The sequence below is a fragment of the Pelatocladus sp. genome, assembly GCF_059505505.1.
The window spans coordinates 1-23,068 of sequence record NZ_JCACKS010000005.1 but is presented as its reverse complement, the minus strand read 5'-3'; the positions used below and the strand labels follow the sequence as shown (position 1 = coordinate 23,068).

General features: G+C 40.0%; 20 protein-coding genes and 3 pseudogenes. 13 read left to right on the top strand and 10 right to left on the bottom strand.

Annotated features, from left to right (window positions below):
* Together AC5JMK_RS00420 and AC5JMK_RS00415 are read left to right on the top strand one after the other, a co-directional pair.
* Positions 1-249: PIN domain-containing protein (locus AC5JMK_RS00420; RefSeq protein ID WP_495909143.1), on the top strand; the 249-nt coding region annotated here is incomplete at its 5' end.
* Positions 246-455 carry a hypothetical protein gene (locus tag AC5JMK_RS00415; protein ID WP_495909142.1) on the top strand — a complete coding sequence of 70 codons (210 nt, stop codon included), beginning with the start codon at positions 246-248 and terminating at the stop codon, positions 453-455. The genes AC5JMK_RS00420 and AC5JMK_RS00415, both read left to right, overlap by 4 nt.
* Here the strand turns inward: AC5JMK_RS00415 and AC5JMK_RS00410 are convergent.
* Positions 452-679 (bottom strand): hypothetical protein, encoded by a 228-nt coding sequence (locus tag AC5JMK_RS00410; RefSeq protein ID WP_495909141.1) that lies wholly within the window; start codon positions 677-679, stop codon positions 452-454. The genes AC5JMK_RS00415 and AC5JMK_RS00410 overlap by 4 nt on opposite strands.
* Before the next feature lie 332 nt (positions 680-1,011).
* Here AC5JMK_RS00410 and AC5JMK_RS00405 point away from each other — a divergent pair, with 332 nt between their 5' ends.
* Both AC5JMK_RS00405 and AC5JMK_RS00400 read left to right on the top strand, forming a co-directional pair.
* The gene (locus AC5JMK_RS00405) at positions 1,012-5,283 is read left to right on the top strand and encodes a hypothetical protein (RefSeq protein WP_495909140.1); all 4,272 of its coding nucleotides are present in this window, start codon (positions 1,012-1,014) and stop codon (positions 5,281-5,283) included.
* 224 nt (positions 5,284-5,507) lie between these two features.
* A complete protein-coding gene (locus AC5JMK_RS00400) occupies positions 5,508-5,978 on the top strand; it encodes a hypothetical protein (RefSeq protein ID WP_495909139.1) in 471 nt (156 codons plus the stop codon).
* A gap of 122 nt (positions 5,979-6,100) precedes the next feature.
* Here AC5JMK_RS00400 and AC5JMK_RS00395 read toward each other — a convergent pair whose 3' ends face one another.
* The 9 genes from AC5JMK_RS00395 to AC5JMK_RS00355 all read right to left on the bottom strand — a co-directional run bounded on the left by AC5JMK_RS00395 (position 6,101) and on the right by AC5JMK_RS00355 (position 13,010).
* Positions 6,101-6,265, bottom strand: a complete 165-nt coding sequence (locus tag AC5JMK_RS00395) for a PIN domain-containing protein (RefSeq protein WP_495909138.1) — start codon at positions 6,263-6,265, stop codon at positions 6,101-6,103.
* A complete protein-coding gene (locus AC5JMK_RS00390; protein ID WP_495909137.1) occupies positions 6,252-6,515 on the bottom strand; it encodes an AbrB/MazE/SpoVT family DNA-binding domain-containing protein in 264 nt (87 codons plus the stop codon). The genes AC5JMK_RS00395 and AC5JMK_RS00390 overlap by 14 nt, the downstream gene beginning before the upstream one ends.
* Before the next feature lie 35 nt (positions 6,516-6,550).
* Positions 6,551-7,681 carry a WD40 repeat domain-containing protein gene (locus AC5JMK_RS00385; RefSeq protein WP_495909136.1) on the bottom strand — a complete coding sequence of 377 codons (1,131 nt, stop codon included), beginning with the start codon at positions 7,679-7,681 and terminating at the stop codon, positions 6,551-6,553.
* A gap of 942 nt (positions 7,682-8,623) precedes the next feature.
* The gene (locus tag AC5JMK_RS00380; protein WP_495909135.1) at positions 8,624-9,283 is read right to left on the bottom strand and encodes a DUF6753 family protein; all 660 of its coding nucleotides are present in this window, start codon (positions 9,281-9,283) and stop codon (positions 8,624-8,626) included.
* Complete coding sequence (locus AC5JMK_RS00375; protein WP_495909134.1) at positions 9,273-10,268, bottom strand: hypothetical protein; 996 nt, start codon at positions 10,266-10,268, stop codon at positions 9,273-9,275. The genes AC5JMK_RS00380 and AC5JMK_RS00375 overlap by 11 nt, the downstream gene beginning before the upstream one ends.
* Before the next feature lie 4 nt (positions 10,269-10,272).
* Positions 10,273-11,025: a P-loop NTPase family protein gene (locus tag AC5JMK_RS00370; protein WP_495909133.1), complete on the bottom strand. Its 753-nt coding sequence runs from the start codon at positions 11,023-11,025 to the stop codon at positions 10,273-10,275.
* A gap of 15 nt (positions 11,026-11,040) precedes the next feature.
* Positions 11,041-11,526: a hypothetical protein gene (locus tag AC5JMK_RS00365; RefSeq protein WP_495909132.1), complete on the bottom strand. Its 486-nt coding sequence runs from the start codon at positions 11,524-11,526 to the stop codon at positions 11,041-11,043.
* Positions 11,483-12,622 (bottom strand): ParM/StbA family protein, encoded by a 1,140-nt coding sequence (locus AC5JMK_RS00360; RefSeq protein ID WP_495909131.1) that lies wholly within the window; start codon positions 12,620-12,622, stop codon positions 11,483-11,485. The genes AC5JMK_RS00365 and AC5JMK_RS00360 overlap by 44 nt, the downstream gene beginning before the upstream one ends.
* 172 nt (positions 12,623-12,794) lie before the next feature.
* Positions 12,795-13,010, bottom strand: coding sequence for a hypothetical protein (locus AC5JMK_RS00355; RefSeq protein ID WP_495909130.1), 216 nt, complete (start codon positions 13,008-13,010; stop codon positions 12,795-12,797).
* A gap of 615 nt (positions 13,011-13,625) precedes the next feature.
* Between AC5JMK_RS00355 and AC5JMK_RS00350 the strand changes: the two genes are divergently transcribed.
* The 9 genes and pseudogenes from AC5JMK_RS00350 to AC5JMK_RS00310 all read left to right on the top strand — a co-directional run bounded on the left by AC5JMK_RS00350 (position 13,626) and on the right by AC5JMK_RS00310 (position 22,957).
* The gene (locus AC5JMK_RS00350) at positions 13,626-14,489 is read left to right on the top strand and encodes an AMIN domain-containing protein (RefSeq protein WP_495909129.1); all 864 of its coding nucleotides are present in this window, start codon (positions 13,626-13,628) and stop codon (positions 14,487-14,489) included.
* 132 nt (positions 14,490-14,621) lie between these two features.
* Positions 14,622-16,424 (top strand): annotated as a pseudogene (locus tag AC5JMK_RS00345) (TonB-dependent siderophore receptor); the annotation flags it as partial.
* A gap of 2 nt (positions 16,425-16,426) precedes the next feature.
* Positions 16,427-17,509: a glycosyltransferase gene (locus AC5JMK_RS00340; protein ID WP_495909128.1), complete on the top strand. Its 1,083-nt coding sequence runs from the start codon at positions 16,427-16,429 to the stop codon at positions 17,507-17,509.
* A gap of 55 nt (positions 17,510-17,564) precedes the next feature.
* Positions 17,565-17,993 (top strand): annotated as a pseudogene (locus AC5JMK_RS00335) (DUF6444 domain-containing protein); the annotation flags it as partial.
* Positions 17,994-18,095: 102 nt separating this feature from the next.
* Positions 18,096-19,145: pseudogene (gene tnpC / locus AC5JMK_RS00330) on the top strand (IS66 family transposase); the annotation flags it as partial.
* A 74-nt stretch (positions 19,146-19,219) separates the two neighbouring features.
* Entirely contained in the window at positions 19,220-19,402 is a 183-nt protein-coding gene (locus AC5JMK_RS00325) for a hypothetical protein (RefSeq protein WP_495909127.1), read from the top strand.
* A gap of 147 nt (positions 19,403-19,549) precedes the next feature.
* On the top strand, positions 19,550-21,400 hold the full coding sequence (locus AC5JMK_RS00320) for an ABC transporter substrate-binding protein (RefSeq protein ID WP_495909126.1): 1,851 nt from the start codon (positions 19,550-19,552) through the stop codon (positions 21,398-21,400).
* Positions 21,401-21,420: 20 nt separating this feature from the next.
* Positions 21,421-22,350, top strand: a complete 930-nt coding sequence (locus AC5JMK_RS00315) for an ABC transporter ATP-binding protein (RefSeq protein WP_495909125.1) — start codon at positions 21,421-21,423, stop codon at positions 22,348-22,350.
* On the top strand, positions 22,343-22,957 hold the full coding sequence (locus AC5JMK_RS00310; RefSeq protein WP_495909124.1) for an ABC transporter ATP-binding protein: 615 nt from the start codon (positions 22,343-22,345) through the stop codon (positions 22,955-22,957). The genes AC5JMK_RS00315 and AC5JMK_RS00310 overlap by 8 nt, the downstream gene beginning before the upstream one ends.
* The last annotated feature ends 111 nt before the right edge of the window (positions 22,958-23,068 follow it).

The window sequence follows — 23,068 nt, the reverse complement described above, 5'->3', positions numbered from 1 at the left end:
TCTTTTTCTTCTGGACTCATCTTTGAACACTACCATCTTTCTTCCCTCATGGGAATATCTCTGACTTTCCTACCTGGGCAGTTACGTAATAATTTATTAATCGAACAGATTATTCAAATTCGGTTGCAATATCGGGTAAAGCTCCCAGATGCGATTTTTGCTTCTACTGCACTTCAAGTTGGAGCTACTTTAGTGACTGCCGATCAGGAATTAACAAAAGTCACAAGTTTGACAGTCGTAAACTGGTGATAACCTATTTTAATACCATTACTCCTACAGAGTATCACACTCTCCTCGAAACCCAAAAACGCGATCGCTTTCCTTATGAATGGGCAAGAAGGCAAAATAACCTGGGTATAACTTACAGTAACCACATTGGTGGAGAACAAGCCGATAATTTAGAAGCTGCCATTGATAGTTTTCAAGAAGCATTAAAAGAAAGCAAAATTCGCTAAAAATCCGAGCCTTCAATTACGTAAGGCGGTTCCCAATCTGGGTCATCCAAATAAGCCGTTGCTTCAGTTGCTTTACGTCTGCTTTCTTGGATTTCTTCATCGCGAATGGCTTGCGCGGACAAATCATCAATATCAATTGCACCCTCTGCAAGTAAATCTCCCAAATTATCGCTAGACGAGACAGAAGGACGTAGCACTATAGGTTTCGGCTGTGGTTCGTTCATAAATTATTGCCTGCTATTCAACATTGTCAATCATAAACAACTATAGGATTCCTATTTGATTTTTGTTGGCGTAGCCTGCGCTCTGCGCTTACAAAACTCAGTACACATCTAGCTTCCTTTTTTTCTTTCTTTCCCTATTGCCTATTGCCTATTGCCTATTGCCTGCCTCCACGAGTAAATTCATTAATCAAATCGGATTGCTATATCAGTAAAAGTAGATTAATTTTTCTCACTAAAGCGATAGTTATATTCAAGTCTAAAGAACTATTACTGCGAAAGTTACAGCAAACTAAATTGAAAGGATGAAAAATTAGACTGAAAACATTTTGACTATGGCAATTACCCTAGAAAATTTTTGCACGAAAACGGGTAAACCAATTATCATCGATGGCAAGCCAATTACGGAAAAAATAGAACATTGTTTGGCAGAATATTTCGCTCCTAATGCCACATTTAAACTAGGTACAGTGTATGCTGGGCTGACAAAAGAAGACGACTTAAAGAAATTTGTATCTGAAGGGCTGTCGCTTCAATTTGCAGCTGATGATCGCTTTTATTTTATGGATGAGCCGTTGCGAGAGCAAATATTTGATGCTCCCCATTTTGGTGCAGCTTATGGCTCAAATATGTTCACACCTTGCAAAAGTTTCTCGGAACGTAAGAATTTGCGTGTCTTGGTTGTAGATGCCAATACGGGAGAAAATGGTGGAGTCATGCCAAATGATAAGGCAATAAAATTAGTCGGTGACGGCGATGGAAAAATAGATGCAGCATTACATGCATCGTTAGGAAACAACGATGCAACTGCTTTTCAAACTCGTTTTGGTATAAAAGAACGACGTATTGGACTTGATGCCAAAAGCGCAACTATAAATACTTGGCAAATAGGAAAAGGAACATTTGCACCCCGCGATTTAAGTAAAGTAGGAAATGGATATGACTTAATTATTTCTACCGACCAACTCAAGGGAAGAAGAGGGGCAGAGGAGCGGGTAAATGGGAAAATTAGGGCTTCCTCTCTTCTGAAATCTGGTGAATATTTAATGACAATGGGTATTGGTAACAAAACTGATGCTTATTACGGAATCACTTCAACAGGCGCTCAATTTTGGAATTTGTTTCCACAGGGTGTAGAAGGGGATGTATTACCGCGATTACAACGACGGTTGGAAGAATTGAAGGATATAGCGAATGACCCCAGAAAAATTGCTCAAGATTATATTAATTCTATGGATAACCGATATAAATATCAGATAAAAATCGAAACAGAATCAGAAGAATTTATTGATTTTGAAAATCTGAATTTAGGAGAATTAGAAAAACTGCTTGACAGTGCATTTGAAAACAGCGACCAAGATGTAATATATCGTATCCTCAAATCAGATTTACAGGGACATTATCAATTATTAGAACATCCCAAAATTATAGATAAACTTCAACAATATTGGCGCGAACAGTACATGGATTGTGCAACAGGTAGGTTTATCAAATTTGACTCGGCGATGGCACAAACTTGCCATGATTTAGCTCCAAATGAAGTTTGTTACCCCAATTTCCCTGATGGTGCAGAAGTCATTGTTTATCGCGGCCCCACCGCCAACTCTAACACTATAGATGTTTACATCAACCGCCATTTACCAAGCGAGCCTCTTGACATTGGCACTATCAAGATGTCACCAAAAGGGCTAAAGCATTCGCTCAGTGACTGTGATGGCGATCGCATGGCAATTGCCCTTGCCTCGGAGTTCCCTCACACAGCAGCAGAGATTAAGGAAAAACAATTAGCTCCTAATCGCTATACCAAAATTATTAAACCCAACAAAAAAGCATACGTTGGTTCCTTTGAGCAAATAGCCTTAAATGCAATGGAAAACAAAATTGGTCAGGTAGCGAATTTATGCATGAAAGGTATTGCTCTTGAGAATGAATGTGTATCAATTCCATCCACAGAAGCTTGGTCTTTGATCAGGGATATCTCCTGTGCTGCGGTGATAATGCTTGCAGTAGAAAATGACCAAAAGAAAGTAATTAATTATCCAGATGATATTAGAAAAGAAATTGTAGAATTAGCAAAACTTTGTCAGTCAGAAATTGAAAATAAAACTGATATTAGCCAATATAATACACTTGCAGAATATAATTACAGCCGAAACAAAAGAAACTTACCTTTACTATCAGAAGATGATGTAGATAAATTTCTAGAAAAATCTCGGCAGTTTTATCACAATGTAGTTGGTGTTTTGGGAGGACAACTACAAATAGAAGTTGATAGGGGAAAAAGTGCTAATCGTTCTGATCCGGAAATTGTCAATGCCTGTAACTTTATCATTAAAAGCTTTGACATTGCCTTTTGGGTAGAAGAAAGGAAAGTAGATGAAGTATATGCTACTAGACCAATGAAAATTAAAGGTCATGGTGCTATCGACATGATGGCTAGAATGACCAACGAGGCATTTGCAGAAAATGCATTAGTCGCTCGTTCAACACAGCAATTTCAGGATTTTTTTCAGGGAGTGGAATTCACCTCTACGCAAAAAGATAGAGCAGCCCAGATAAAGAAAACCTATGACACATTAATGAATCGGGCAATAGAAATCAGTCAGGAAGTTAAAGAAGCACCTGGACTCAGAATCATAGCAACTAGTGTGAATGGTAATAAGTTAGAAATTGTTGGCTTGGCTGAATTTAAACATCCCAACGCTTTTGACAATAAAAAATTTGACATCATGATTGTTGAAAACAATAACCCATCAAATCAAGCCAAAAACAAGTGGATAGCACTTGCTCCTGTCCTTGATGAAAATGGTAATTCTGAAATTAAGCAAAATGGTAAACCTGTCCGTAAGTGTTTGGGGTATATTTCCTCAGAAAGCGCTAAAGAACATCAAACACAAATTAAGCAATATAAAGAACTCAGTAATCTAACCCCAGAAGTATTGCCAGGACTGATGCAAAGTCACGTCCGAGCCGCTTTTAAACAAGTCAGAGAATATGCAAACACCACTAGAGAAAGTATCCCTGACTCCCAAAAAGAAACATTTGCAGCTGCGGTGTGGCAGATTTCAACTGCGAATGATAGAGAACATGGCTTTAAGAAAACATCAGCCGTCTTCGCCATGTTTGGTTTGGAATTAGTAGAGCGATCGCACAAATTACAGTTTACTGAATTTGCAGTGGTGGGAACCCATAAACCCAGTAACGAGCATTTGGGGCGTAAGTGGGTGGGTGAGAAAGTGCGGTGTAACATTGAACAAGCTGCCGATCCTGCCAATCCAACTCAGAACAAACGCTGGTTAGTTGTTGAAGGTAAAAAGCTGGGAGTGTTCCGTAGCGAATCAGCCCAACTACCCATTGGTACTTATTTTGAAGCAGAAATTATCTCCCCACCAAGCGCCTCAGTTACGATCACCAGTACCCAAGGTAATCAGTTAAAAGTGGGTCAGTTGAAAAAGTACGCTTTTTCTAACCATGAGTGGAATGGGGAAGAAGGTATAGTAACAATTAACGTGTCTGGCAGTGGTAAATATATTACACCTATTGCTGAAATCAATGGCAAACCTTTGGGAGTAATTGATAAAGAATCCTTCAGCCTTTTAACTGCAAAGTTAAGTGGAAAAGGTAGAGCAGTCCAAGGATTTCAATTTCAAGCAACTCTAAAATCAGCACCAGCCACAATTGCCAACATCAAAGTAGATCCAGAAACAATTCGATATGCTGAAGTCTGGACGAAGGAACAACCGTTAGTTATAAATCAGAAACTGAGTTATTTAGACGAACTAAAATCGCTCCTCAAAGATAAGTGCAAACAGAAAAATAATGAAGGTCTACTGCATGACGATGAAGCATCATTAGGGGCGGTGCTAATGGGTAGCGAATACTATGAAACCTTGATGCAACAGAAGGGTAAAAATGCAGAATCCTTCAAAGCACTCTCCGAGGAAATTGATAAAAAGTTTGGCGTAGAAAGCTTTATAGGAGTTACTCACAAAGAAAATACTGAAGAATTGTACTTCTGCGTTACCGTCCCTACCGAGCGATGTCAACAAAAAACAGCAACCAGAATCAGTGATACTCTGACTTTCCCCTTAGAATATGACCAGTTAGAAAACGGACAGAGAACGAAGTTTATAGCAATTCCTTTGGACGAGATGCAAGAGCTAATTTCTCAGATCCAAACCAAGATGCAACTTCATCGGGATGTGTTAGTGGCTGCTAACTTGAGCATTTCCCAAGAAACACAAAATCAGAAGTTAAACGAAACAGCTGCTCCTTCCTTACCTAAAGATGTAGCGGCAGTTGAAGTCAAGCGCTCAAGATTGGAACAAAATTTAATTAATGCTAGTTTCGCTGCCATTCAAGCTAATTCTGCTAACCAAGAAGCTGTGCTACAAACTGCTCCCGTTGCCTCCAAATACGTTGCAATTTATCATACTCAAAGAGAAACTTTATCAATTCTTGATGATAATCAAGAAATTATTTATCAGGCTACTAAAAATCAGAAAGCATCTATCAACAAATTAACTCCTGAACTGCAACAATATTGGAATAGCCCAGCAACACAAATAAATCAGCAAAAATTTCATGGCTTGACAAACAGTGATTAAAACGCTACTGTTTTATACCTCGTTCGATTTTAGCAATGCTATAGACACCATCACTATTGTAGCGGTAGCTATTAAGAAATGATTCAATTCAATTTACTTTTAATTACAAACTAGCATTACAAATGACAAATATAGCTTTTTGTTAAAATAAGCTTCTATTGGTATTTAGGCTGAGATGATTCGTTTACTAAACTTGTAAATCAACATATAAACATTATAAAACCATGAAGAGCAAGATAGAAAAGCTACTACGTCAAGCATTGCTGAAAAATGGGAAAATGGAACATTCGCTATTTGAATATGAATTAAAAGAACATATTGATTATTGGTATAAAGGTTTGAAGAAAGACAAAGAAGAATTTGTATTTGTCGTGACGGAGAATAGAGGACATGTTGCAATGGTGTTGATAACGAAAGAGAAAGAAATTTATATCAATGAAGATGCCAGAGACAAACTAATGGAAATATGGAAGTATGTTTACAAAAAGAATATGGAACTTATGATTCCGATGATGGCAGATGATTTAGTCAATGGTATTCTTGCAGTAAATGGCGTTAAAACTGCATCATCAAATTTCAGCAATATATGGACTGGAGTGACTGGAAAATCAGATAAAATTGGTAAAATAGAAGCTAATTTACAAGCTTATCTGGATAAATATAAAGGTTTTTTACCTGATAAAAATTCAGATTAGCAACTTTATATTGTAATTCATCAGCTTGAGTTAATTGACGCACAATTTCCCTTCTTCTACTGCGCCTAATGGTTTAAGGGTGGCGATTTCGACATCTGTTAAGCCTTTAACACCTGTGATATTCATGTTTTCATAAGGGCGATCGCTAGCACCCATTCAGTTTCTAAAATCACAGTATCTGGGATAAAAATCGTTTGTGTCTGGAAAATTTCTAGACTTTTTTGATACTGAGCTTCGTCATCTTGAGTTAATAGACGCACAATTATGTTAGTATCAACTGCCACCATGCCATGATTCCTCTACACCTTGACGGATAGCATCATCCATATCATCTAAGGATTTTGGTGTGCCTTGATATTTTAAGCAACCTGCAACTTCATTTAATGTGGTTTCTGCAAAAGGTTTTTTAGGCTTCAGAAGAATTCCATCACCTGTATCAATTACAATCAACTCCTGACCAGCTTCCCAGCCATGAGATTTTCGTAATTGTTCGGGAATAATTACTTGTCCAGAGTTTGATATTTTTGTTATTTCCATGTGCGGGAAGTTTTGGTTGTCTGGTATTTTTAATTTTACATTTCCCCATCTTCCACTGCACCTAATGCTTTGAGGGTAGCAATTTCGGCATCTGTTAAGCCTTTAACACCTGTGATATTCATGTTTTCATAAGGGCGATCGCTTCTCAGAGTTTTTAAACACTCACCAGTTTCAATATCCCAAATTTTGATTGTTTCATCATGGCTACTACTACCAAGAGTTTGTCTACTAGGACTAAAGGCAACTGACCAAATTAAGGAGGTATGCCCTAAAAAAACTTTTAAACATTCACACGTATCAACATCCCATAGTCTTATTGTGGTATCTAGCCCTGCACTAGCCAAAGTTTTACCATCTGGACTGAAAGCAATTGCGAACACCCAATCGGTATGTCCTTGTAAAGTTTTTAAGCATTTTCCTGTATTAACATTCCATAGTTTCACTGTGTGGTCATCGCTACAACTTGCAAGTATTTGATCGTCCGGACTAAAAACGACTGTCCAAACCCGACTGGTATGTCCTTGTAAAGTTTTCACGCATTGACCTGTATGTATATCCCAAAGTTTTATAGTTTGATCTTCGCTGCTGCTAGCAAAAACGCAACCATCGGAGCTAAAGCTAACTGAGTGTACCCGACTATTGTGACCCAAAAAAGTTTTGAGGCATTCACATTTGTTAACATCCCAAAGCTTAATTGTATGGTCATCACTTGCACTAGCCAGAGTTTGATTATCTGGGCTAAAAGTAACTAAATTTACTAAATTTATGTGACCCTTAATACTTTTAAAGGATAGACCATTGTATATATTCCAGAGACATATTGTTTCATCATCTCCACTACTAGCAAGAATACAGTCATTCTGACTAAAGGTAATTGATTGCACCCGATTGGTGTGTCCCTGTAAAACGTGTACAACTTTCTCTGTATTAATATCCCAAATTTTTACCGTGTAGTCATCGTAACCACCAGCAACAGATTTACCATCTGGGCTAAAAGCAACCGACCAAACTCGATTAGTATACCCTTGCAAAGTTTTGAGGCATTGTCCTGTGTGAAAATCCCAAATTCTTACTGTTTGATCTTGACTGGTGCTAGCGAGTATCTGACCATCTGGACTAAAAGCTACTGACCGTATCCAATTGGTATGCCCTTGTAAAGTTCCCAAACATTTCCCTGTAAGAACATCCCAAAGCTTATTAGATCGCTAAACACACAAATAGATATTGCTAGTAGATATTTTTCCTCATCTGTTCCAACTTCTGTAATTCCATTTCTCCACTGGCGCAATTTTTCTGCCAACACCTCGTCGAGTTTATCTATATTATTTGTAAGCAAGGAGTAAACTACCTGCACGTCACCCTTACTGTCTGCGGTTGCTTGTAGTACCTGTTGTAAAAATTCGACATATGCATCTAATTTCTCTGTTTCCCCTTGTGTTTCAGGTGATTGGGGAATTTTTAGAACTTCTGCTATTTGGTTACTCAAATTTATCAACCGATTTGCCCTAGCCGCCGCTTTTTCACTTTTTCTTTGCGAAAACACCGCTGCTACAGTGTCCATAGCTTGCAATAAGCCAACATCAATTAAATCGTAATTTGCTGACAAAATCTGTGCTTCCTCACCACTGAGGCAATTTAGCAGGCTTTGAATCAGGATGAAATAGGCTTCTTGACGCTGTTCATTCATAAGTGCAGGCTAGTATCGGTTAATACTTCAAATATATGAAGATATTCAAAACCTTCAAGCCTAATTTCGTAAGAATACTTAAAAAATTTGTTGCTTAATCGATTGACCCTTTGCTCGATTGTATAGCGGCTCTCTCCGAATATTACTATCTTCAGACCTACAGCAAACAAGTCCGCAAGTCCGCGATAATTTTTGCTCTCATCAGTTTGCGATCGCATGTATTTTGAACTCTGTTTTCCCCAGAAAAACTCTCAAAAAATAAAAAATATTCGTAGTAAAAGTGATTCTAATGGCTAAGTATTTCAACTTACTTGTGTTATTGCATTTAAGTTGAAAAGCTTTTAGTGATCGCGTCTCACTCTCAAAGATTACTTGTATGTGATGGGGGTGTCACTGCGTAATTTGCAATAAGCTACATAAACTAAGGAGTCTTCACTCGCAACAAACAATATTCAGATACCATACCCTGACCCCGTTCCCTAGCCACTAGCGATCGCTGACCAGAAATTTTGGTGCAATGAAGGTTAATCAGACTCTCTGAGTTCCAGGTAACAATATTCCGCGCCAGCTTGCCTTGAGGACTTTTTGCCCACTGTAAAGTTTCTGCCTCAGCAACTGTCAGCAACCTTGGTTTTCCTGGCGTGTACCCACCAGCCAACCACACCGGAACAGACAATCCTGCCAAGATGCCAAACCCAATTGCCGCTACTAGCAACCCCATAGCTGGTAGCATTACCCTTAAACGACTTCGCTCTTTCGATTCGCAATGGGCAATCAGTCGGTCTATCATCCTGCGGATTTCCACTTCTTGACCAACGGTTGCGGTGCGCTTCGCCACCTCCAAGTGGTCGTGAATTGCCTCAGACCAACGTTGGAATAGGCGTTCTAACTCCGACGGCTTATCCTCCAGTAAAACCTGAAGTTGCCCGGTTGCCAGCATAACCAAAAATAAAGGGTCATTTGTCGAAAGTCCATGTTCAACTGCGATCGCCAGCACCCGCCTTTGAAAATCAGCGTCTTTACCTTCAAGTATGCGATAAAGAAAGCTTTCATTTTTGGCTTGCCGCAAACTACGCACCATAATCAATTCCTTTTTGCTGTTCAACTGCGGCGTTGTGAGTTTCTACAGTCACAATTGTCTCAATTTGTTTTTCAAGGGAATTTTCAAAGTATCTAGACACCTCTACTTCCTTTGAGTGCAAAATATCATTAAATTTGAGCGCGTCGGTATCTTTCAATTCATCTAATACAGAACCGTCCAAAGTTGCAGCAAGAATAGTGTGTCCGTCTTCAGAAGAACACAAAACAAAATAATCCTCTTCAACGTGAATTGTTACCTTCCCAAAAGGTGGTAGGATAAACTCGCTTATGTCTTCTGAATATTCGTCAATAATTCTGTCAATTAGGGCTTCTTGAATTTCCAATACCTCGGTTTTTTCTAAGTTTGTTGTTTCCTCTCCAACAGAAATTAAAACTTCTAAAGGCATGATAGGGATAGCTGATTCCACTTCCTCAAAAGATGTAGTTTCGTTTTGTTGTAGGTTAGCTTCTTGTAATTCCTCTAAGGAAGAACGCAATAGCAAATCCCTCAATACATTCAAGTTAGGAATACTTGTACTAAAGTCGTGCAATAAACTTGTGTCAATTTTCACAGGTTGACTTCCATCTGAAAAGTTATTGTCATCACCAAAACTTTCACTTTTGAATACAACAGACTCAGACAAATTTAAAGCTTGGTCATGACGCAACTGCAAAATTGCACTCACATATTCTGGGCTAAATACACAGTCAAAAATTTCACTTTGGGTGGTGTATGCCAAACTGGGTTCTAAACTTTTGTAGGATGACAAACTCCATTGTCCCTCAATATTAATATGACCACAGATAAAGAAATCTCCTGATTCATGAGCGAGGAACCACTCTTTCTCAATTCCTAATTTCAGTAGTTCTGGGTCTTCTGTAGCAAGGATGTACAGCCGTCCCATGTATTTATCTTCACCACTTTTTGTGACATCGCAGTTAAAAGCGGTACCTGTAGAATACAAGGTGTGAAATTCGTAGGACATGGCGCTATCCCCCAACACCAGCTTGGAGTTTGACAGCATCTTTCTTTTTCGGTTGCTGGTCTTTTGCCCACAGCTGAGTATTCTCGATCGCACAGTGGGAGTCTTCTAAAAAAGTAGACAGTCGCTGTTGTGACATTATGGGCATGGTTTCCTCAATATCGGGAGCATCAAACCGGAATTTTTTCGAGTCGATAAAGTACCTGTCTCCCGGATATAACAAAGGAAAGTCAGCTATTTGCAGTATATTTTTGTACTTTTTCTGCAAATCTTGATAAGTAGCATCATTCTCTAAAAAACTCCAATCATCTGTTTTACCAAGATTTCTCACGAAGACGTGGAGCATTTTATCTTTGTGTAAATTCATTGATTGATAAAACAAGTCGATGGATTCAAAACCCCCATCGCAGACAAACCACTTACAAATATCTACGCCATATTTGTCAGCAACTTCTAGCAATCGTCCCTTTTTAATCCAGTTATTTACTAGGGGAAATACATTGGCAGGAAGATTAACAATAACGGGTTTATTCCTTGCTAATTCAAAAATTATGTCAGCCCTGTCTCCCTTATTAACAGCTTCGCTAAACTCTGCATCAACAGCATAGTCGTAGAAGCGCTTGACATCTTGGTTGGTCATATCTGCATCAACCAAAGCGTGTTCCAATTTTTTGTCAATTGCATACTGCACCATGACGCGAGTAAACAGCGACTTGCCAACGCCACCTTTTTCACCATCGATTAAATGTATCCTTGCCATATTTAGGCGCATCTCCTAATTAAAAGTTTCGCTATCTGTGGTAATTCCTGCCAAATTCCATGTATTGAGGTCAAAATCATTTAAATTGTCCAATTCCAGTGCGCTATCGGCATTACTTGACTCGGCTTGAGCGCTTTGGAAAAATAGTGGTATTTGAAAGGCACTGCACAACACGTTGCCCACACGCGCTGGATCTACATTCAGTGCTGTACAGGCATATTTGAGTTGATTGACAAAAGCAGTAGCTGAATCTAAAAGTATCAATTCCAAACTTTCACGAGAGCAACTACCCTGACTATGCAGTGCCAGGGGCATGTAGTAGGCTGTAAGGGCAGCCATGATCATCGCTGTCTTGTCTTGGGATGGGTGCAAATCTTGGTTCTGAATATAAGTCAGCATCTTTGCTTTGTCCGAACTCAGATTTGGTTGGTAGCGCCAAACAAAATCTTTTTTTCTCTCACCCATGTGATGCGATCGCCTCCGTTCCCTGCAATCTGGCACTCATCCTCACCTTGGCTCCGTGGTATACAGATAATGCCCACACATCAGCTAGGCGGTTTCCCAAAAACTGCTCGTTCAGAGTCGGCGGAATCTCTACGCCACCGTGCCAGATAATTGGAGTTGCTGGAAACACGGTATCTAGTTCTTGGCGCAAGTAGTCAGCCGTACCACCACAGATAATCGCTTCGTCTAATTCGTTTTTGGGCGGTAGTGATTCTTTGAGCCAGTTGGTAAGGGCAATGACGTACTCTGTCCTGGAGTCACACACCGCAGAGATAATTTTCTCGATCTCGCCAGAGCGAATGTCGCTTCCACTGGAAAGGTTGTGAAAGTGCTGGGGTTTTGGATCGTCACCAGCAGCAATCATCGCTCTAATTAGCTGCTCACTCTCTAATCCTGATGTGCGCTCTATCACCAAATCAACCATTCTCGCCATGCCCAGGTTAGCTGTTTTGCCCCTGTCTAAAATGCCGCGTCGGGATATCAAAACCGAGGCGTTGCGATATCCCACCATTACCAAGGCAAGGACTTTACGCTTGATTGCCTCACCCGTATTTTTGCAGTACATCGCATAGATACCGCCGCCCTCTGGAAGACACTCGTAACCAACCAAGTTAGCGATCGCAATACCTGTCGGTGTGTCAAATTCAGCTAGAGCATCCTTTAACATCGGTTTTAGTAACGCTGAATCTTCAAATTCTCCTGGTGGTAATAGCAGTGCCAGAGATAAATAGAAGGAGTCAGGCAACTTAAATTTCTGCTTGATTACCCACACAGCCGCCAGCGTTTTATACACTGCTAATTCGTATTTTCGCGGTTTTAGCCTTGGTATGGCGCTGTAGGTACTTCGTGCCAAATATCCCACTGCCCGATAATCTTCACCTACTCCCACCCAAGCGGTATTCTCTGGATAGGCGTTGCCCAAGTTGCGGGTTTTATCTGTGAGGGAAGCATGAGGAGCCTCGATCACAGCAGGCTCCATCCAAAAAACTGTTGGCTTGCCGCCTTTAATTTGTACAATTCCCTTTGTCCCGCTTCCCCCAAAGTCGAGTGTCAGGGTAACTTCGGGATAAGCATCTTTATTTAGTCTGCCCATTTATACTCAGGTCAATTTTTTCTGTTGGCGTTGGTTCCAAGTTATCAAGCAGCAACAGCCAAGGGAATATATCAATAGTGATTTTTTGTCGTATCGCTTTAGACGTATATCTTACACAAGGGATTTGGTAGGGATGTGGTAGGGTTGAAAACACTGATTGCGTTAAATTTCCCTACCTTTTCCCTGCTGTTCCTTTGCGTTGCTTGCAGGCGATGGAGTTCTTCTGGTGGCGTGTCGGTGGTGGAGCAAGCAGTGGTGGTATCCGTATTTCTTGCTTCGGAGTGTCTTGCGGATAATGGTTGCGCCCCCGGATAATTATCAAATCCTTCAGACGACCAGTAATAAAGAGTTCGCCTTCATACAAAAATCCCAAGTCGCCTGTACGCAAAAATGGTCCTTCAATAAATTATTGTTATTACTTGCTTCACTTTTATACTTATATTTTATATGTATTTATGTAACTCAGACGATTAATAAACATCAGCCTGAGTTAATTATTCTTATTCTTAAATTTCGTAAATATTTAATATATTTTTTCAACAAAATCAAAAATTTAAAAATTATTTTATTTGAAGTATGGGCAAGTTTGACGGACAGTCTTTTGACATGGATCGCTGCTTCACGCATGATCCGAAGATTATAGATAGATATACTTTTGCTCATTAGCTTATCAATTGAAGAACCGAGAAAGTTAAATGAGCCTACGTCTTACCCTTATTGAACCTTGATATATGTAAATCGAGGAGCTTGACTTTTTTTCCCACCTTGGTATTGTAATAATGATTATCGTTATACTTCTTCGGCAGTACTTCAACAAATTTTTTGGTGAATAAACCTTAAGTAGTTTGACAAGCAAACTTTAGCTGGGTTTTTAAACTCAGCAAAGTCAGATTGGTTTACTGCTTTTCCATACTGCATCAGCAGAAATTGGAGTTATTTGTGTTGAAAACGCAAGTAATACCTTTTTGTTGTTGTAGTGTGCAATGTGGTGTGGAGGAAAATTTTGAAACAAAGAAAGTTGGTTTATTTAGGAATTTTAGGAGCTATTTGTCTGCTAGGAACTCAGCCTGTAAAAGCACAGGGAGAGGAAAAGTTGACTAAAGAGGGTATTTCCAGCACAAAGATTCTGCAACTCAGTGATATTCAGATTCCCTACACCAGTGTTAAAGACTGGCTAGCACAGGATCAACAACAGAGTGAAGTCATACAAGTAACAGGGGTGCGCCTTTCTTCAACAACTAATGGTTTAGAAATCATTTTAGAAACTCCTGCTTCTGACAAGCTGCAAACTACAACCAAAAGTGAGGGGAATAACTTTATCGCAGATATTTCTAACACTCAACTGCGGCTAGCAACAGGCGACTCCTTTCGCCAAGAAAAACCAGCTACCGGAATTACAGAAGTAACGATAAGGAACCTAGATGCCAATACTATCCGAGTAACAGTCATAGGTGAAGCAAGCATACCAAAAGTTGAACTGTTTGACAGCAATGAAGGTTTGGTTTTCGGTATTATACCAGCTACATCCTCCACACCTCAACAGCAGCCACCAAAAATACCAGACACGGTTAAGCCTGAGAGTGAAACTCCACCAACACAGCAAGATAAACCTAGTAGTGAAACACCACCAGAACAACCATCTGCTCAGGACGATCAACCCATTGAACTGGTGGTAACAGGTGAACAGGAAGGTGAATACAGTGTACAAAATGCTCCCAGTTCTACAAAGATTGATGCATCTTTACGCGACATTCCCCAATCCATTCAAGTTGTTCCTCGGCAGGTATTAGAGGATAGACAAGTCACACGTTTAGACGAATTCACAGATAACTTACATCTTGCACCAATAAAATTTGATGTGTTTTAATTACTCAGTATTAAGCTAAAATCCTTGATTTAGCGATAAAAGCCAATAAAAATAAGGTAGCTTTATGGGGTATATTTTTAGTTTATCTGGGTTTATACGGATAGGTGCAAGATATGAGATAACGTTAGTGGTGTACAACGGATATTTGGCTTTGGTACTGCATCAGGCTACAATATTCGTGGTTTGTTTGCAGGGTATGAAAACCTCCGCAACGGTTTCCGGGATCAGGGAAATCAGCGTGATATTGCTAATGTTGAGCGAGTAGAAATTCTCAAAGGCCCGTCATCAGTTCTTTATGGTGGTGGTAGCTCTTTTTCCTTGAGTGGGCTAGTTAACACAGTGACGAAAAAGCCGCTTGACAGTCCCTTTTACCAAGGTCAGTTGACCATCGGGAGTTTCGATTTTTACCGTCCAACTATTGATATCACTGGGCCATTGTTAAGCGATCGCTCGGCTTTATACCGCTTAAATGTCGCTTATGAAAATAGTAACAGCTATCGTGATTTTGTCTCTAGGGAAAACTTTTTCATTGCTCCCGTTTTGACTTTGCAACTGAGTCCACGTACAACTTTCACCACTGAATTTGAATATCTCGACTATAGTTATATTTTTGACAAAGGTTTACCTTTAGATCCCGTATCTTTACAACTGCCAGTTAACAGGTTTATTGGCGAACCCAATCTCGATCCCACTACCGGAAATGTTGCTTCAATTACTGGTAATTTTGAACATCAATTTAGTGAAAATTGGAAATTTAGACAGGGGTTAAATGCAACTATTAATAATACTGAAGTTGGTAATGCTCGGATATATTCAATATCTTTACAAGATGATGGTCGTACACTAGATAGAACATCTTCTGTAGGAGCGCAGAAAACAGAAAATTACTCCTCGCAAACTGAAATTTCGGGAAAATTTAATACAGGTTCTTTACGTCACAATGTTTTATTTGGCGTAGAATTAGCTCGATTTAAATATGGCTATGATGTTTTTGAAGCTCCTTTAGCTCCTATTGATATTTTTAACCCAGTGTATGGTGCAAGACCAGGAGAATTTACTCTCAGTTTTGCTGGTGAGCAAGGTGGAGACAATATTGGCATTTATGTCCAAGATTTAATAGAAATTTTGCCTAATCTCAAAATTTTGGCAGGCGGTCGTTTTGATGTGGTTGACTCTTTCTTTAAAGACCGTCCAACTAATACAGTAGTAAATGAGCAAACAGACAGCAGATTTTCGCCACGAGTAGGAATAGTTTATCAGCCAAGTCAGTCTACATCTGTTTATTTCAATTGGACTAATGCTTTCGTTCCCCAAATCTTTAGTAGAAGCCGGACAAATGAACAATTCAAACCAGAAATTGGCGAACAGTTTGAAGTAGGAATTAAGCAAGATTTTTTTGATAGTCGGGTGTCAGCAACTTTGGCATTGTATCAAATTACTCGTCAGAATGTTTTAACACCAGATCCAGTTGATAGAAATTTCAGCATCCAAACCGGCGAACAAAGAAGCCGTGGTATTGAACTAGATATTACTGGGGAAATATTACCAGGTTGGAAGGTAATTACTAGCTATGCCTATATAGATACTGCTGTTACAGAAGACAATGAGATTCCCATCGGAAACCGACCAGCAGGTGTACCGGAACACAGCGCTAGTTTGTGGTCTACTTATGAAATTCAAAATGGTAATTTGCAAGGTTTAGGTTTTGGCTTGGGGTTAGTATATGCAGCAGAACGTGAGGTATCTTTACCCAATACATTCACAGTTCCCTCATATCTAAGAACTGACGCATCTGTTTTTTATCGTCGGAGTAATTATAGAGTTGGTCTAAATATCAAGAATCTCTTTGACGTTAAATATTACGAAGTAGATGGTTTTAGTCTTCTCCCCGCAGCACCATTGACGGTATTAGGTACATTTGCAGTGGAGTTTTAGTCATGACAAAAATTGTATTTTGTATTTGGCGATTGCAAGGCGAATTTTATGGCACTTTGAAATTGGCGAAAACTCTAAAATCTCTTGGTCATGAAGTGCTTTATTTGGGGATACCAGATTCTGAAGAAAATGCTCAAAATCATGGTTTTACTTTTCTACCTATTCTCGAAAGATGGTTCCCAAAAGGTTTTATGCGAAAAGTCGATGATAATCATCTTAAAACTAGTGGGCTTAAGCTGATCTTAGAGCAAATTAAATATATCAAGTATTTTAAGTCTATGATTAATTCTTTCCTAACAGGAGAGAACCGCGAAGTACATACTTTGCTCAAACAGACTCATCCCGATTTACTTTTGATTAGTACATCCTCCCCTTTGTTCTCAACTTTACTGGCTTTAATAGCTTATGAATGCCAAATTACAAGCATTTATTTAACGGATATGTTTACGGCGCTACCACCACTTAATTCCAATCGACAAATAAAATTTTCTCCTCAGTTCTGGATACAACAATTTAAATTAGCATTCAGTTGGTTAATTGGTATCGATATAAATATTAAAAATATTATCAAGAAAATTGCTATCAAGAGTAAAGTCCCTCTGGAATTGCTAGATTTTCAACAGGTGATTCCTTTAAAATTACCACATTTATTTTTATGCCCTGGAGAATTAGATTTTCCGGAAACTGTAAGACCAGGATGTTATTATGCAGAAGCTTCTATAGATTTAGAAAGACAACAACCTGATTTTAATTGGTCAAAAATCAAGCAAAATAAAGCTCTAATTTATTGTGCTTTAGGAACTACGGTAGGAGCTGTAGAAACTTTAACTGTAGCTAAAGCCAAACAATTTATGCAAAGCGTCATTGATGCTATCTCCAAAAAACCTAAATATCAATTAGTGGTTTCGGTGAGCGATTATCTTTGTGTTCAAGATTTTACTTTTATTCCTGATGATGTCATCATAGTTAACAAAGCACCACAATTAGCACTTCTGGAACGAGCTTGTTTAGCAATTATAGCTGGAGGAATACATACTATTAAAGAATGCATATTTTCAGGAACACCAATGATAGTATTTCCGTAAGGATTCAGGTAGAGGGGTATTGACAAAAGGGACAATTAGATAGAGTATCGCTTCCATGAACAAAAACCTGCCACCAGAACAAGACAGAGAAAGACTAAACCAGTTGCCGAAGGAAGAACTGGTAGAAATCATCATCAGGCAGGCGATCGTTATCGAACAATTACACAAAGCAATCGCAGAACTAAAACAAGAAATAGAGAAATTACTCCTCAGTAGAAACTTAGATAGCAAAACCTCATCAAAACCACCATCAAGCGACCTACTCAAAAAGCCGGAAACGCAGAAAGAAGAAAAACCAGCAGTAGAAGAAAAACCATTACGCCGCCCAGGGGGGCAGCCAGGACATACAGGAAAAACCCGAAAGGGATTTGGTCGAGTAGATAGATATGAAATATTGCGACCAGACCAATGTTCATGCTGTGGGCGCACCAAATTTATGGACTCCCCAGTGCGAGTGGAAACACAGCTGGTAGCACAGCTTGTAAGTACCTATGCAAAATTAATTAGACATTTTTTATTCTGTATCCTTGATTTGCCAAACCAAAGAGGCAAACGAGATATATAAATAATTTTGCTTAACTACTTAGAACGTCCGATTGAAATCGTCGAGTATCAAAGACAAACCTGTCAATGTCAACATTGTGGGGCAACAGAGACTGCAAACTGGCCAGTAGAGATGATACCAGGGCAAGACTTAGGAGTATCCCTGCAATCATTTTTAGTATGGATGGGAAATTACGGTCATCTGCCCTATGAAAAGCAGCAAGAAATGTTGTGGGAACTCGGACAAATCGAAATTGGAGTCGGTACACTCGTGGCTACGAATGAGCGGGTAGAAACAGCAATCACCAAGAGTGTGAACCAATTACAAGAATGGGTAAAACTTGGACAGCCAAACATTCATATCGACGAAACCCCTTGGGCAGTCAAAGGTATCAAAGAATGGTTGTGGGTGATTACCAATCCCCAATTCTGTTTATTCCATGCTGGTGATACTCGCTCCCGTGCCGAGTTAGAAGCTATCTTGGGCAGTAAATATCGTGGTGTGATCAGTAGCGATGATTTTAGTGTCTACAATGGCTACGATGTTGCGGCTCAACAAAAATGCTTGGCGCATTTGCGTCGCCACTTCAAAAAACTGATTCAACTACCAGGTCTTCACAACAAAGCCATTGGTGAGACGTTTATCAACTTAATTGATGAGGTGTTCCAAAATTATCGTCAATGGCAACAAGGAGGCGACGATGCCAGTTACAACGATTGGGCAACTCAATTCAAATCCACGCTGCGATCCACTCTTCATCAATGGTTTGAGTTAGCTGGTGGTAGTGCCAAGAAACTGCTGCGGTCTTTGCGAGATAAAGCCGAACAGTGGTGGTACTTTCTTGACCACCCGCAAGTTCCTCCTGACAATAATTTGGCAGAACGTTCTCTGCGCTTGGCTGTTACCAAGCGTAAAGTTAGTGGCGGCTCTCGGTCTATGCAACGTTTTCAAGATACTGCCAATTTGTTAACTGTAGTTCAAACTTGTCGTCGCCAAGGTCGGTCTGTGATTCATTTTTTTGAGCAAGCTCTCCAGGCTCAAGTTCATCCTTCTCAATTTGCTCCGTCTTTGATTCCACAATCTTCGACCTGAATCCTTACGTATTTCCCATTTGTGCTGATCAACCGGAAAATGCTAGAAGGATTCAATATCATGGATTAGGATTGGTGGGTGATATTCAAGATGTAACAGTCCAGAAAATAACTAATTTCATTGAAACAATAGAAAGTAATTCTTCATGGCAGCAGCAAGTAGAAGCATGGGGTAAAAAGTTTAGAAAAATCGAAAATTCTGGACTTTCTGTCAAAATCATTTCCCAAATCTTAGCTACTGCAAAATCAATTAATTAAATTGTTTGTTAAAGTTTTATTTTTTATAAAAAATTAGATATATTTTTCCAAATTAATTCAACAATTTTTATTCAAAATGTGAGAATAATTAAAGTGAATTTAAGTATTTCTAGATTGAAAATCTGCGAAATCAAGTGGTGGCACTGGTTGTCGAATCTATTACTGGTGCAGATATTGGCTGCTTGTAGCCAAGTTTCTTCACATCCACCAGCTACTAAAGTTAGCAGTGAATCCAAAGATGAGATAGTGCTGGCTTTTTCATGGGAGGATTTTGACGACAAGGGGTTCGACCCAACTATGGGTTGGAATTATTACGGCCCTCCACTTTTTCAAAGTACACTACTGCGCCGTAACGAAAATCTAGAACTGGTAAATGACCTTGCCCAAAACTACACCATTAGTAGCGATCGCAAAATCTGGAAATTCAAAATCCGTCAAGATGTCCGTTTCTCGGATGGTCAACCCCTCACAGCCGAAGATGTTGCCTATACATTCAACCAAACTAAAGAAAGTGGCGGCTTGGTAGATTTGTCTGTGTTAGACAAAGCAGTTGTCACAGGAAATTACGAAGTTGAATTACACCTCAAACAGCCTCGGATTACCTTTATAAATCAAATAGCCAGCTTGGGAATTGTACCAAAACACGCCCATAACAAAAACTACTTCCGCAATCCGATTGGTTCTGGCCCCTATCGCTTAGTGCAATGGAATCCTGGCGAACAGATTATTGCTGAAGCCAACCCTTACTACTACGGAACGCCACCAAATATTAAACGGTTGGTAATTCTTTTAACTCTCGAAGATGCAAGCTTGGCTGCTGCGAAGGCGGGTAGAGTTGATGTGGCGCGTATACCCCCATCGCTTGCTATTCAGCAGATACCTGGCATGAATTTATACGCCCACAGAAGCGATGGTCATGCAGGATTGATGCTTCCTTATATCCCTAATACAGGCAAGAAAACATCTCAAGGATACCCCATTGGCAATGACGTAACCGCAGATCCGGCAATTCGTCAAGCCATTAACTATGCTATCAATCGACAGGTTTTGGTTGATGCTATTCTTGAAGGCTATGGTTCTCCTGCCTATACTCCAGTCAGTGGTATGCCTTGGGAAGAAGCTAAAGCTAAAATCCAAGATGCCGATGCTAACAAAGCTAAACAGATTCTTGCCGTAGATGGCTGGCTGGATAAGAACGGGGACGGCATTTTAGAAAAAAAAGGATTAAAAGCCGAATTTAGCATTCTCTACCCTGCTAAAGATAGCCAGCGCCAAGGACTAGCATTAGCTGTGGCGCAAATGCTTAAACCAATTGGCATTCAAGTCAATGTAGAAGGCAGAAGTTGGAAAGAGATTGAACGCCGATTGCATAGCGATGTAGTTCTCTACGTACTAGGCACTTACGATCCACTTATCCTATACAATCTTTACCATAGTTCAGTTGCCCAAGGAAATTGGCAAAATCCTGATAGTAAAGTTGACGCAGTAATCACATGGCTGATTGATGTGTTCCTAAGTTTACCTCATATTGTGCTAATTATCCTGATTGCCTTTGCACTTGGTGGCGGGGTTCCAGGCTTGTTGATTTCCGTCAGTGTCACCCACTGGATGGGTTTGGCTCGACTTTTACGGGCTGAGGTACTGCAAATTAAAAACTCAGACTATGTACAGCTTTCCTACAAACTAGGACATTCTTCCCTGTGGATTGCTCGTCATCATCTGTTGCCTCATTTGATACCTCAGTTCATGGTGGGACTAGTATTGCTATTTCCCCATGTGATTTTACATGAAGCCGGTCTGACCTTTCTGGGGTTGGGTTTACCACCGGAAATGCCAGCAATTGGCGTGATTTTAAGTGAGGCTATGCGTTATCTGTCGGCTGGTTACTGGTGGTTGGGAGTTTTACCAGGAGTCGCTTTGCTAATGGCTGTGAAGCTGTTTGATATTTTGGGTGCTAGTTTGCGATCGCTACTTGACCCGAAAACAAGCCAAGAATAACACTACAAGGAGCGTTCAGAATGCTTTGTGTACAAAATCTGAGTGTCACCTTTACAATGTATGACCAGGGTTTAAGTCAAAAACAGACTACTGCGATCGCTGATTTGGATCTGAAGGTTAATGCTGGTGAAGTTGTGGCTGTTGTTGGTTCTAGTGGCTCTGGTAAAAGCCTTTTAGCACACGCAATTCTCGGTATTCTACCCAAAAATGCCCAGGTAACAGGTAAGATAACTTACAACAATGAGCATCTTACTTATAAGCGTCAAATCGAATTGCGGGGAAAAGAGATAGTACTAATTCCGCAATCTGTTAGTTATCTTGATCCCTTAATGAGTGTGGGTAAGCAACTAAATCGGATTGCACGTCTGAGGGGATTATCGACAAATGCATCTCAACAAATTATTGACCAAGTTTTAGCACGTTATAAACTTGCTTCCTCAGTCAAGCATCTGTTTCCGTTTCAACTTTCAGGTGGGATGGCTAGGCGAATTTTAGTAGCAATGGCTGTGATTGGGCAAGCTAATTTAGTCATTGCTGATGAACCAACTCCGGGGTTGCATCCAGAGGTGGTAGTGGAAACTCTCAATCACCTCCGGGAACTTGCCGATGAGGGTAAGGGTGTATTGTTAATTACCCATGAACTAGAAGCCGCATTACAAATAGCAGATAAAGTCGCTGTTTTTTACGCAGGTACAACTGTGGAGATAGCTGCTAAAACTGATTTTACTCATGGAGGAAAAGCATTACGTCATCCTTATACTCAAGCACTCTGGCGTTCTTTGCCGCAGAATGAATTTATTCCTGTATCGGGTACACAACCAAATCCTGATTCCCTTCCCCTTGGTTGCTTGTTTGCCGAACGATGTCCAATAGCTACTACAGATTGTTTAACTCATCGTCCACCCTTACGAGAAGTCTGCAATGGTTTAGTGAGGTGTATTCATGCTTAGAGGCGAAAATTTATCTTTCCGCTACAGGCAAAACCAACCTTGGATACTGCGGGATTTTAACATAGAAATAAATCCTGGCGAAATCGTGGGTTTGAGTGGAACTAGCGGTTTGGGAAAAACAACTCTGGGTAAAATCCTGGCTGGGTATCTCCTAACGATGGAAGGCTCTGTCATTATAGATAATCAGCCTTTACCAATGCGGGGTTATTGTCCGGTGCAAATGATTTTCCAGAATCCTGAGTTGGCTATGAATCCTCGTTGGCGGATTAGCAAAATTTTAAAAGAAGGGCAAATGCCTTCTGGGGAATTACTCCAAGCTTTAAATATCAATCAAAACTGGCTGAATCGCTGGCCTCATGAGTTAAGCGGAGGCGAACTCCAGCGCATAGCTGTTGCTCGCTCGTTAGGAAGGCTTACTCGTTACTTAATCGCTGACGAGATGACGGCAATGCTAGATGCTAATACTCAAGCTTTGATTTGGAAAGCTGTTATCGATTACGCTCGTAAAACTGAGATAGGTATTTTAGTTATCAGTCATGACTTTTGGCTGCTCAAGCGTTTATGCGATCGCATGATTAACTTGCATCAGCAAGCAAATGGCATTTAGGATCGTATTTATACTTAAAAGCACTTAAGCTCGCCCAAATCCGTGACCCCGCGTTCTAGGGCAAGCGCATCTTAATTTTAAAAAATCAAAATTATTACTTACGTAATTTCC